General features: G+C 46.9%; 6 protein-coding genes. All 6 read right to left on the bottom strand.

Annotation, left to right across the window (positions count from 1 at the left end; all coding sequences use genetic code 11):
* Window positions 1–107: 107 nt before the first annotated feature.
* Window positions 108–1,451 carry a replicative DNA helicase gene (gene dnaB / locus NXH67_RS13720; RefSeq protein WP_022778837.1) on the bottom strand — a complete coding sequence of 448 codons (1,344 nt, stop codon included), beginning with the start codon at window positions 1,449–1,451 and terminating at the stop codon, window positions 108–110.
* A 3-nt stretch (window positions 1,452–1,454) separates the two neighbouring features.
* Window positions 1,455–1,901: a 50S ribosomal protein L9 gene (rplI, locus tag NXH67_RS13715; protein ID WP_022778836.1), complete on the bottom strand. Its 447-nt coding sequence runs from the start codon at window positions 1,899–1,901 to the stop codon at window positions 1,455–1,457.
* Between the two features lies 1 nt (window position 1,902).
* Entirely contained in the window at window positions 1,903–3,957 is a 2,055-nt protein-coding gene (locus tag NXH67_RS13710) for a DHH family phosphoesterase (RefSeq protein WP_026668735.1), read from the bottom strand.
* A 119-nt stretch (window positions 3,958–4,076) separates the two neighbouring features.
* Window positions 4,077–9,302 (bottom strand): CehA/McbA family metallohydrolase, encoded by a 5,226-nt coding sequence (locus NXH67_RS13705; RefSeq protein ID WP_272797736.1) that lies wholly within the window; start codon window positions 9,300–9,302, stop codon window positions 4,077–4,079.
* Window positions 9,303–9,391: 89 nt separating this feature from the next.
* A complete protein-coding gene (locus NXH67_RS13700) occupies window positions 9,392–10,576 on the bottom strand; it encodes a YibE/F family protein (protein ID WP_272797735.1) in 1,185 nt (394 codons plus the stop codon).
* Window positions 10,577–10,846: 270 nt separating this feature from the next.
* Window positions 10,847–13,610 (bottom strand): InlB B-repeat-containing protein (locus NXH67_RS13695; protein WP_272797734.1); only part of this gene is annotated, 2,764 nt, incomplete at its 5' end.

The following is a 13,610-nucleotide window of genomic DNA, read 5'->3' as shown; positions in this document are numbered from 1 at the left end:
TCCGCTTGTTCCTCGTTGTCGCTGCTTCGCAGTATAAAAAAAGGAATATGAATTCACCTTTGTGAGCAAGCTCACACGGTGAATTCATATTCCTTTTTTTGCATTGCTCAGTGGGATCGCTCCATGTTTGCGAATTTCGTATATTCCGGCAACCACAACAAATCAATGGTTCCGATAGGTCCACTTCTCTGCTTGGCGATGATGATCTCCGCCACGCCCTTTTTCTCCGAATCCTTATTATAATAATCATCACGATAGATGAACATTACCATATCTGCATCCTGCTCGATGGCTCCGGACTCACGAAGGTCTGACAGCATGGGTCTGTGGTCAGGTCTTGACTCAACGGCACGAGACAGCTGTGACAGAGCGATTACAGGTACGTCCAGCTCTCTGGCAAGGGCCTTCAGGGATCTTGAGATTTCTGAGATCTCCTGCTGTCTGGACTCTGAGCTCTTACCGCCGCCACCGCTCATGAGCTGCAGGTAGTCGATCATAATAAGGTTAAGGCCGAACTCCATCTTGTACTTCCTGCACTTGGAACGAAGCTCCTGGATGGTGATACCGGGAGTGTCATCGATGATGAGCTTGGAACCGCCCACTACATCAGCGCTCTCGATAAGTTTCTCCCAGTCCATATCCGACATATTACCGGTTCTGATGTGCTGGGAGTCTACATGGGATTCCATGGCAAGGAGACGCTGTACTAGCTGCTCCTTACTCATTTCCAGCGAAAAGATGGCGATGCACTTGCCATCGTGGAAGGCCATATGCTCTGCAATATTAAGTACAAAAGCGGTCTTACCCATGGCGGGACGGGCCGCAATAAGAATAAGCTCCGAAGGATGGAAACCTGCGGTCTTGTAATCAAGATCGAGAAAGCCCGTGGAAAGGCCTGTAACATTGCCCTTCATCTTGCTGGCGATCTCAATACTGTTAAGAGTATTCATAACCACCTGATCGATGGAAACAAAGTCTCCGGCACTTCTCTTCTGGGTTATCTTAAAGATGTCCTTCTCAACATCATTGAGAAGGGCCTCCATATCTTCCTGATTGGTGTAGCAGTTGTTGATGGTATCCTCGCTGACCTTGATAAGCTTCCTCAAAGTGGACTTGTCCGCAACGATCTGGGCATAATACTTGACGTTGGCGGAAGTGGGAACAGCGGATACCAGTTCACCGATGAACTCAACGCTGGAAACCTGGGGCGGAACATTCTTTTCCCTGAGCCTGTTCTGAAGGGTAACAACGTCAACGGCGCTGCCCTCTCTGTTTAGCTCAACCATGGTCTCAAACAGCGTTCCCAGCTGCCTGTTGTAGAAATCCTCCGGATTCACAATCTCCGAAGCCACCTCTATGGCGTCTTTGTCTATGAGCATGGCTCCCACCACCGATTGCTCGGCCTCAAGGCTGTTGGGTGCCACTCTTTTTAAGAGTTGTTCTTCCGGCATAGATTACTGTTCCTTTACACAAACTTTGAGTGTTGCTGTTACCTGGGGATGAAGCTTAACGGGAATCTCGTAGGTTCCGAAAGCCTTGATGGGTTCAGGGAGCTGAAGCTTTTTCTTATCAAGCTTAAAGCCAAACTGCTTCTCGGCTTCACTTACGATTTCCTTGGAGGATACGCTTCCGAATACTCTTCCGCCCTCACCAGCCTTCATAGTCACCTGAACAGTCTTCTCGCCAATCTTCTCTCCGAAGGCCTTGGCCTCGTCCAGCTGCTGCTGTGCAACGATGGCGTCTCTCTTCTGCTGATTCTTAAGCTCGTTCTTGTTCTTGTCGGTTGCCTCTACTCCCAGCTTCTGGGGAATTACGTAGTTCTTGGCATATCCGTCGCTAACCTTTACTATTTCTCCCTTTTTACCAAGGGTCTTAACATCCTGTAATAAAATAACCTGCATATTAATTCAAATCTCCTTCTTCTGTCATTTTATCCAGAGTCTCCTTGACTCTTTCAATGGCTGCAGCCGCTGATATTCCCTCAAACTGACATCCTGCGCTGCTCATATGTCCGCCGCCGCCAAGCTTCTCCATGATGATCTGAACGTTGACTTCATCTATGGATCTGGCACTGACATAGGTCTGGCCCATGTACTCGGTGCAGACAAAGCTTGCTCTTACTCCCTTGATATTAAGGAGCTCATTGGCCGCCTGGGCTGCCACAATAGTGGGACTGGCAAGGCCTTCTGTATCAAGCACCGACATAGCATAGCGCTCTCTGTAGATCTCAGCCTGGCTGACTGCATCAGCCTTGGCCTTGTACTCTCTTGCATCCTCTCTGAAGAGCTTGCGGACTCTTGTGACATCCGCGCCGTTTCTTCTAAGGAAAGCTGCCGCCTCAAAGGTTCTGACACCTGTCTTGTTCATGAAGTTGTTGGTGTCTACCATCATTCCTGAATACATGCTGTCAGCTTCTTCATTGCTGATCTTCACATTCTCGCCGATATACTGAAGTATCTCCGATACCATCTCACAGGCTGATGAAGCATAGGGCTCAACATAGGACAGCGTTGCATTCTCGATAACCTCTGTGCCCTGTCTGTGGTGGTCCAGCACAACGATGGTCTTGCAGAAACGAAGTAATTCCGGACACTCAGTGATACTGGGCTTATTAACGTCCACAACCACCAGAACCGTGTTGCTGCCTGCCATATCGATGGCCTGCTGATTATTGATGATCATGTCATTCTCATAATCCGGATTGTTCTTGAACAGGTCAACCAGAGGCTGCATGGAGGTGGTCACATCATTAAGAACAATATGGCACTTCCTGTCCAGAGTCTTGGCAATCCTGTAGATACCAACCGATGAGCCAAAAGAGTCCACATCTCCGATCCTGTGTCCCATAACAATGACATTGTCCTTGCCGGAAATGATCTCTCTGAGGGCGTGGGCCTTAACTCTTGCCTTAACCCTGGTGCTCTTCTCCATCTGCTGACTCTTACCGCCGTAATAGGCGATGTGGTCTGCGCTCTTAACAACTGCCTGATCTCCGCCTCGTCCAAGGGCCAGATCAATGGCATTGCGGGCAAATTCGTAGTTCTGTGCATAGGACAGACCGTCAAGTCCCATACCTATACTCAAGGTAACCGCCATCTCATTGCCGATGTTAACGGTCTTAACATCCTCCAAGATATCGAATCTCTGCTCCCTTAGCATCTCGCAGGACTTCTTGGGCATAACAACGAAGTATTTGTCCTTCTCAAGTCTCTTGGCGATACCGTTACAGGAAGCGATGTACTTGTTGATCTTACGATCTATAAGAGCTGTCAAAAGAGATCTTCTGACTTCCTCGACACTGTCCAGAGCCTCGTCGTAGTTATCAAGGTAGATAAGACCTGCTGCCAGTGACTGGTTATCAACCTCCTGGATCGCCAGCTTGAGAGCCGTCTCGTCAAAAAGGTATACGGCTATAAGACTGCCCTCGTAGCCATCAGCATCGATGATATCGCTGTTCTGAGCCATCTCATACAGAGATATCCTCTTCATCTTGAGGGTAAAATTGCTGTTGTCATAGTCAAGATCAAAGGACAGCTCCTCCGGTCCTTCCGGGAACTTGTCGGGTGTGATGGTCGGGAAAAGATTGGTAATACTCTTCCTGTAGCCCTTGTCCTGGTGAACTATCCTCTCAAAGGCTGCATTGGTCCATACAATCTTGCCGGTGTCATCAAGAACCGCATGGGCAAGATCCAGCTCCCTGAGGAGTCTCTTCTGAATCTGTCCGTACTCGGTGGCAAAACTCACAAGCTCATTCATGATAATGGGTTTGTTATAGAAATTGAGATACAGAACCGCTATAAAATACAGTCCGGTAAACGCAAGCACGATAAGCCCGGCAGTAAAATTAACCGTAAATACCGCCGCATTTACCAAAACAAGCAGAATCCCCAGATATGTAAAAATACGAAGATAAGTCTTAAGTTTTCCTTTTAACTTCACTCGTGATCTATTTGGCATATTCCTGTCCTCTTCCCCCAAACCACAGACATTACTCATTATAGTATAGCACAAAACTCCGCGATGGGTTAGCCCACCGCGGAGTTTGTATCACAGACTCTTATTTAGTTCCAAGTCAATTATTTGATAAGTTCATAGTTCTCATCGAAGCTGTACTTCTTGCCCCACTTAGTGATTGTCTCACTCTTGGCAAGCTTGCCGTCAGCCTTGGCGTAATACTTGTTAACGCCGTTCTCCTTGATCCATGCCTGCTTAACCTGATGTCCCTTATTGTCAAAGTAATAACGTGCTCCGTCGATATCTGTCATACCGGTAGCCATTACACCATTCTCATCAAAGTAGTAGGTGGACAGCCACTTATCCATGAAGCGGCCCTTTACAAGCTTACCTTTGGAATCAAGGTAATACTTCTTGCCGTCTACTGTAACGAAGTCCTGCCTTACCATGCCGCCGCTCTTAAGGTTGAAGAAATAGGTATCTCCGTCAATTACCTGGAATCCCTTAAGCTTGTTGCCCTTCTCGTCAACATAGTAGGTTGATCCCCACTTGGTGATAAGAGCTGCCTTTACTTCGGGCTCAGCTACTTTTACAAGCTCGATCTCTGCTCTGTCACGAACTCTGAGACATGCTCCGTCAGGATTATAGTATGACAGACCAACCGCCTTGATGGTGTTGCCAACAACAACGTCTTCGTTAACAGTGTCGTTTCCGTCAGATGCAAGGATGTATCCGTCGATGAATACTCTTGCCTCTACGCCTGACTCATCTACAACATAGAAGTAGTCAACGCCTGCTGTGTTGGTTACAACCTTTGTTACCTTACCCTCTACCTGAAGGAGTGATCCACCGAGGGCCTCGTAATCAGCTGCTTCCTTGGTGGTTACTGCCTTAGGAGCAAATACATAAGGCTCAGCATCAAGAACCTTGTAGTTGTAGATCTGGATCTCCTTGTCGCCCTGATATCCGTCAACGAAACCTGTAAGTCTTACCTTGGTTCCGATCTCGATACCTGCATCTGCTATAGGGAATACTGTGGTTCCTGCTGTCTCATCCTGAACATAGATAGTGTCGAAGAACTTGTTGCCTTCAACTGCTGTTCCGGCTGTTACATAACCCTCAACTGTGAAGATGTCGCCGGGGTTACCCTTTCTCATCTCGGCAATTGTGCTTACCTTGATCTCCTTTCTGTTGTTTGAAAGGTAGTTGAGAAGAATGTTTCTGTTAGCGTAGTACTCGTCTCCGCCATTATCAAGTTCTGACTTAACCTCGAAGTTACTGAGGAATACTGTACCTGTTACAAGAACGTCTGAGCCTGATGACAGCTCTTCTCTTGCTGCAAATACGACGCTTCCCTTGGGAACTTCTTTGTACTGATCGTCGAACTGCTTGCAATCCTTGGTGTAGGTTGTGTCATAGCCCATAACAAGAGCTTCTGCCTTACCTGCTGCTACAGCCTCTTCATCAACAAGGACTGAGCATCCGCTGTAAGCGCTGTACTTCTGAGTGCTTGTTACACCCTTGAGGAGGTAGCTGTTTCTGTTGAAGTTAGTAGGATACAGTCTGTAGTTCTGTCCGCCGTTGTTATCATCATCGCAGACCTCATCTGAGTTGATCCTTGTGGTTGCTCCGATAGCTGCAAGGAGCTTGTTGATCTCAACAGATGACTGGCAGTCCTTGGTATCCTGGTAGTCAGCAAGACCGCAGACAATAAGGTTGCCGCCGCCTGCAACATACTCTTTTACCAGTTCTATGAAAGAATCCTCGAAGTGCTTGATCTCACCGTTCTTGGTGTTCTTGTTAGGTGCTGAAACAACGAAAACTGCTGCATTGGCAAGAGTCTCTTTGGTGATCTCTGTATTAACAACGTCTACCTTAACATAATCGCTTGCTGCGATATCTGCGAAGTTACCAACGTTTCCGCTGTAATAGCCTGATACATAGTCATTGAGGTGTGATCCGTCAACTACTACGTGTGTAACCATCTCGTCTGATACATAAACAAGATCAAGGGTAGCTGTGTACTTCTTTTCCACGCCGTTCAAGTATCCAAGAAGAATTACATCGATAGTCTGCTTGCCGGCCTTGTCGCACAGATATTTGAAAGTATCGTTGATCTCGCCCTGAGACTTGATAGCCTTCATATCTCCTGTAACATCTGTTACGTGGATAACCGCGCCGTTAGCTGAGTAAACGATTGATCTTACGTCAAAATCTGTTGCTTCATTGTTATAGAAGGTTGCATTGATATTGAGCTCTTGTCCTGCTACAGGAAGTGATGTATCAGTTGAAAGAGAGCTGATTCCTACAGCCTCAACGGCTGAAACCCATACAGGTGCTGTAACTGCGATATTTCCGTCAGCCTGTGTAACTCTGATGTAATAATAGTTCTTGTCAGGATAAAGGTTAAACTCTGCTACGTCAGAAGCCTCGTTAACCCTCTTGCTTGCTACAACGAATCCGCCGTTAGTAACAACTTCCACAGTCATCATTCCTGAATCTGTAGGATCGGAAGTCTTAACCTTGATGTTAACCTCTGAAGGTGTCTCATCAAGAACTGTTCCCATTATCTCACCGTTAAGTGTGTAGTAAATGGAAAGGTCGTTATCCTCTGTTGCATATACACGCATGTTACGGATAGCGTCGTAAATATTTTCTCTTGTAAGTGAATCAGCAAGGATTACGGATCTGCCTGTGTTGGCATCTCCCCATCTTCCCTTGTGGTTATCCTGGTTGTTGGCAGGTGCTACATGCCAGCCCTTATCAAGAGCTCTTGTGTAGTACTCATATGAAGGGAAGTATCCGCTGGATCCGATAGCGCCTTCACCGTTACCAACCTCGATAAGTGTGATCTGCTGGTCGTTTGCCTTTGAATAGTAAGCAAAGTCATAGAAATCACCGAAGGTTGTTCCGGGGTGGTTGAACATACTGATTGAATCAGGTGTGTTAACCAGCTGTGCATAATAGTTCTGAAGAGCTGTTCTTGACTTGCTCTCATAGCCTGTCATGTTACGGCTCATGAATCCATTGGTGTTAAAGGTATTCATGTGACCGGGAGCTCCGCCTGACCAGGTCATCTCATAGCCATAGAGAGATACGAAGTCGTCTCTTGTGTACTTGTCAGCAAGCTCGTGACCCTCTTTCCACTCTGAGGATGCGCTGCCGTCTGAAATTGTTGCTGATGTGTCGTTGTCAAAAGAGTTGGAGTGGTCAGTTACTGCCAGGAAGTCAAGGTTCTCAACTTCGTTGGCTGCGTGGTTAAATGCCTCCTCACAGGTACCTGAACCATCTGAGTACTGGGTATGTGAATGAAGCTGACCAAAATAGATGTTGTACTCCTCGTTAACTCTCTCTGTAAACTCAAAAGTTGAAACTGCGCTGTCTGAATATCCCTCGCAGGTAGCCTTGGCCTGAACTGTTGCAGGAAGGTCAGAGAGCTTGAAAGGATCTGTGTACTCAGTCCATGTCTCGCCCTTATCAAGGGAGTAAAGGATCTTGGCGCCCTCTGTAGCTGTCTTAAGAGTGATGAACTGGCTCTTTCTTACAGCGCCGCCGTTGGGGCTTGCCTTAACGTTACCTACAGCTGCAAGGCTGTATACGAAGGACTTCTTGATGGAGTCTGTCTTGCCTTCAGCTGTTGCATATGCTACTACTGTAGCCTTCTTAACAGGGTCAAGCTCTGATGCAGCTACAAAATCCTCTGCTGCAAGAACAGGCTTGTTAGCCTCGTCATATGCTGCGAACTCTGCGCCATTTACTGAATAGTAGATAGTTGCATTCTTGGTGGGAGTAACCATTGTAAGAGCCTGTCCGTAAGGAACCTCGCCTGATTCAGGCTCTACATTTACGCCTGCAACCATGTCTGATGTAATTGCGGGGCTAGCTGTAACCTTGATGGTTGTGAAACGGTTAGCTCCTGCTGCAGCAACCTCTTTGCCATTGATGGAAGTGTTGTCTGCAGGACCTACCTTGAAGTATACCTTGTCAACATGAGCAACTTCTGCAGGTACGCTGAAGGTGATATCATCCTTCCAGCTTGTTGATACTTCGAATTTATCTCCGATCTCTGTGAAGTTCTCGCCGTCTGTACTGTAAGCTGCCTTCCAGTTCTTGGCACCTGTGTTTGATCCCTTCATGTCAAAATGAAGTGTGTACAGGCCATAGCCCTTACCTGAAACAGTAACAAGATAGTAGTCCCCGGACTTCATTCCCTTGGAACCGATAACAGCTAATTTGCTGCCACTGCTGGTGTAGTCATACACGGGAGCTACCTGCTTGCCACCTACGAAAGCAGTGATCTCATGAGCTGTATCAGCGAAGTCGTTGTCAGCGCTCTTGTCAGCGTAAACAACAAGGTCTGAAATGTGCTCAGCAAGATTTGTGCCTGCCCACTTAGCAACCTGAAGAGTAACAGAATCATCAACTGTCACATCGTCGGCGGGCTGATCTTCGCCTGCCTCATCTACCTTCTCTACTGCAGGACGATCACCATTTGTAATAGGGAGAAGCTCGATTCCGTTGTAATCGCATACAACAGCTGTCATGTTTACGGTTGTACCAACCTCGAAGCTAAAGAGCTTGTCCAGGTTGCTTCCGTATACAAGAGCCTTAGTTCCGTCAACTTCTACATATACGTTGTTCTTCTTGTCATTGATGGAGGCAAACTTAACACCCTCAAGCTCCACCTTTTTGCACTCATAATCGTTGTAGTTTGCAACAAAATCCTTGAAATTTGCTGCCTCTATGGTGTTAAAACCATAGTCAAAAGTATTGGTCTCATCCTTCTCAACGATTGTTGCTGCGTCAAGCTCTGCAAGTCCCTTGTAGTTCTTGAGGGCACCTGTTGCAGTTAGAAGGTTACCAACCTTTATTGTCTTGTCTGCTTCAGACAGATAGAGGCAGATAGCTCCTGTCTCATCCTCTACATAGACATTTTTGCCTGATACGTAGTTAACGACACCCTTAACCTTGTAAGTTGTGCCTTCTGCGCCGCTTTTGGCCTCAGCGATTGTTGTAAGCTCGATCTCCTTGTCAGCCTCAGTCTCTGCTGTAGCTTCCACAGCAGCTGCCTCTGTAGTGCCTTCAGTTGCAGCCTCGGTCTGCTTCTCGGATGAAGCTTCGCTTGATGCCTCTGATGAAGCCTCACTCGATGCCTCACTTGATGCTTCACTTGATGCTGCCGATGAGCTCTCTGATGAAGCCTCGCCGGATGCCTCACTCTCTGTCTCGGACTGAACAGTCTCGGTAGTCTCTGCAGCAAATGCTACGGAAGTGTTAACCGAGAATGCCGTTGATACTGACATAAATCCCGCAAGGAGAATCGCCAGTATGCGTTTTCTGTTTTTCATACGCTCCCACCTTTCTTTTGAAACAATACTTTATGTTCAGACAAAAGACTCACTCTCCCAATTAAGCCTTTTGATGGAACCGAAGCAGATCACACCTTGGTATCCTTCTTCATGGTCTCTATCCTTGCGGATAAAAGCGCCACAATAGGTACCGTAAGGACAATGCCGATGCTGCCTGACACGCCCTGTATTACTTCCCTTGCTATCAGATCTGTACTAAGAAGCTGAAGGGGTGTGATATCGTAAAAATATACCAGTAAAAGCAGTGTAAAAGAAGATCCCGCAAAAGCCAGGATAAGTGTATTGGCCATAGTGCCCATGGCGTCACGGCCGATGTTCATGCCGGATTCAAAGAGCTCTCTTGCGGAAAGGGCTGTGTTAACGCTCCTTAGCTCATGAACCGCCGAAGCTATGCTCATGGCCACATCCATAACAGCTCCCAGGGCTGCGATAAGGATTCCGCAGGTAAAAAGTCCGCCGATCTTCATACCGTGATCTCTTCCTATAAGAAGGAGTTCCTCCGACTCATTGGTCTGGAATCCCGTAATATGCGCAAATGCACCGGCGATAACCGCAAACAGTGAAGCTATAACGACACCGGAGAGCGTTCCAAGGGCCGCGCTTATCGTTTTTTTGTTAATTCCGTCTATTAAAACAAAGGTAAAAACTGTGGTGTAGAAAACAATCAAGACTGTAACAGGTATTGCGGGAAATCCATATTCCAAAAGAGGAAACAGAATCCCTATTATGCTGACAAATGTGATAAACAGAGCGATGAAGGCCATGGCGCCTTTTCCTCTGCCGATGATAAGGAGACTTGCTACGAAGATAAGAATAAGTACAAGAATGACCATCCCCCTGTCATAACTGTATATAAAGGCGCTGACGCTATCCCCCTGCGGATCAAGTCTTACGATGACCTTGGCGCCCTCTTTTGCATTGATATTGTACAAAGCACTCAGGTAATTGGTGGTCAGAAACTGCTTCCCCTTCTGAGTTCCCGACAGGATCTCTACGATTACCTCCTGGGAGCCTCTAAGGACTCCCTCGGTGCTCTCATCCCTCTGGGTGTTGTCCTGCAAAACGCTGACAACCCTGCCCTTGGCAAACTCGGACTTGGCACTGGTGCTCTCTGCTTTTTCAATAAGGAAAAAATGAATGAGAAAATAAGACAAAATAAAAATTGCAGTCAGCACTACCACTGCAATTATGCGCTTGTTGTCCCACTTAGAAGGTAAGGACACAGATCCCCCGCTCCCTTTGATACTTCCCATACTATCCATCCCAATCCGCCGCAGATACAGATGCAGCGGCAAAAACAAAAAACAGTTACATTATCCCCGAAATATTAATTCATATTTTATTTCTCTCGAGCGAGATTTAATTTTAGCAGATATCCATATCAAATTCCATATAAATATTTAACTATAATATAACAATTTTGTTAGACAAAACTACGATACAAAAGTCCCCCGGGATATCCGCATTGTACGGGCATCCCGGGGGAAACTTTCAGTTACCGTTAAGTAAATATTATTTGGTTATTATTTCTGCTCTTCCTCTTCTTTTTTCTTTCCTGCGAAAAGTAGAGAAATCGCTACCGCTGCTGATACAAGAATTGCAAAGCCTCTTGATGTCTGATTGGTGGTGTCATCGGTTCTTGCTCTTCTAGCTCCGAGAACGGCCTGTCCGTTACCTGTGTCACGTCTTGCTCCGAGAACTGCTTCTCCGCCGCCTGCTGCAGCTACGGGTGCTGCCGGGGTAGGTGTCGGTGTAGGTGCAGGTGTCGGGTCAGGTGTAGGAGTAGGTGTAGGTCCCGGTGTAGGCGGGTTAGGTGTAGGAGGCGTAGGCGGTGTAGGTGTTGAGGTCCTGGTTACGATAGAGTACAGAACTACATCGTAAGCAGGTGCTCTCATCTGTCCCTGGGATCCTGCAGCGAACAAACCGAGGAAATTAAATGTATTTCCACCTGCTGTAAAGAATTCCAGCAATCCGCTTGTATCTCTCTCCATTGCCCAATCAGTGAGCTTGTATCCCTTGTAAGTAGGTACGTCAGCCACATCGAAGAGCTCGTTGTACTTAACCTTGAAGCTTGCAGGCGCTGCAGGGAAGTCACTTGGAAGGGTTACTCCTGCTGCAGGTCTGTACTCATAGCGAACATTGATCATTATAGGCTCATAGATCACGTTGATAACTGTCTTATCCTTAACTTCATCATCAGCCTTGGCTTCTGCGCCGCCCTCTGCATATACAGTCTTGCTGTACTCATATCCGTCATAGGTGTTAGGCTTGAGACTTTCAGCTGTTACCTTAACAGTCTGAGGATCTCCAACCCATACCTTAGAGGTGTAATTAGTAGTTGCTTTAGTTTCGCCGTTAACTATGTGGTTAACAGTGTAAACAAGATCCTTGGTCTGGGTCTCATCCTTCACGAACTTAGCTGTGAAGATCGTATTGGCAGGAAGTCCGTCTTCTCTTGTATCAAGGTTTGCAAATACCAGGGCAGGGCTGAACTTTTCGATAGCTTCAGCAATCTTTTCAGTTCCCTTATACCATCCGTCGAACTTGTAGCCCTTGTTGGCCTTTGCTTCAGAACCGGTGATATCCTCTGCTGTTGCAAGAACCTGATGGCTCTCTTCAGCAGGAGTTGCGGTTCCGTTTCCGTCAGTTACGTATGCGATCTGGAATGTATCCTTTTCATCGATCACAAACTTGGCGATGAAGGTGATATTCTCGTAGAATCCCTTAGCATCCTTTGTAAGGTTAGCTCTTGCTGCGGTCTTATCAAGCACTGCCGCATCAGCAACCTTTGTATTTCCTACATACCAGCCTTCAAATACATAGCCGGGCTTAGGTGTTGCTGTGGAACCGGTGATCTTGTCGTTTCTGAGAACCTGATCAACCTGCTCTGTAGGAGATACTGTTCCCTTAGCCTCATCCTCTGACTTATAGGTTACTGTGTAGGTCAGGGACTCGTCATAGTCAAACCTTGCTATGAATTCTGTATTGGCTCTGAGGCCGTCTACCATGTTGATCTTAGCTATAGCCTGTGTTGCTGTAAGTTTAGGATCTGATGTAAGGATTGCTGATTCTCCGCTCTTGTACCAGCCGGTGAATACATATCCGTTATCAGGTGTTGCTTCGGAACCGGTTACACCCTCGGTTGTATGAACCTGAATCTTCTCATTCAGTCCGGGATTTACGGATCCGCCTGCTTCTGCAGTATAGATCACATTGTAGTTCTTGTTGTCATCGGGCTCGAACTTAGCGATGAACTTGGTGTAAGTATAGAGTTCTTCGTTCTCCGGATTCTTGTTTACCTTAGCCTGGAATGCTTCTGCTCCGGGCTCTTCAGCTGTTGATACGGAGACATTATCGCCATCTCTGAACCAGCCGACGAACTTATAGCCGGGCTTTGGTGTTGCCTTGGATCCTGTTACTCCTTCAGTTGTGAGTACCTGGATTCCGGTGTCTTCGGTATTGCCTACAGTTCCCATTGTTGCGTTCTCAGACTCATACGCTACGTTATAGGTCTGATCGGGATCTGCTTCGAACTCTGCTGTGTAGTTGGTATCAGCAAAGATCTTTCCGTCCTTCTCAAGATATTCTTTTGCAAGCTCAGGTGAAAGAACTGCTTCTGCACCGGTAATAGGTGTATCGGTCTCTCCGACTGTCTTATACCATGCCTTGAATCTGTAACCCTGTGCAGGTTCTGCCTTTGAGCCTTTTACATCATCATTTGAAAGTATCTGATAAGCTCCCTCTTCTGAAGGATCAACGGTTCCGTTGCCCTTTGAGAAGTAGTAAATCTTGTAGGTCTTGCTGTCATCGATATCAAATCTGGCTTCAAAGGCGGTGTCTTCATAAAGTTCGTCGCTGTCTTTGTTCAGGTATTCCTTAAGGGCAGCATTGGTAAGTTCTTTCTCTGTACTTACCTGAACATCCTCAAGACCCTCTTTTACTCTGTACCAGCCGACGAACTTATATCCGTCCTCCTCTGTTGCCTTAGAGCCGGTGATCTTGACATTTGAAAGTACCTGATCGGACTGCTCTGTAGGAGATACCTTTCCTTTAGCCAGGTCTTCTGACCTATAGCTTACCGTGTAGGTCAGTGTTTCGTCGGGCTTAAACTTTGCAGTGAAGGTGATATTCTGATAGAATCCCTTTTCATCCTTGGTAAGCTGGCCTATTGCTGTTGTCTTATCGAGTTCTTCTGTGGCAGCTACCTTGTTTTCTCCTACATACCATCCGTCAAATGCATAGCCGGGCTCAGGTGTTGCTTTGGAACCGGTGATCTTGTCGGTCTTA

The sequence above is a fragment of the Butyrivibrio sp. DSM 10294 genome (assembly GCF_028539135.1).
GTDB lineage: Bacteria > Bacillota > Clostridia > Lachnospirales > Lachnospiraceae > Butyrivibrio.
This window is presented reverse-complemented; position numbering and strand designations above follow the sequence as displayed.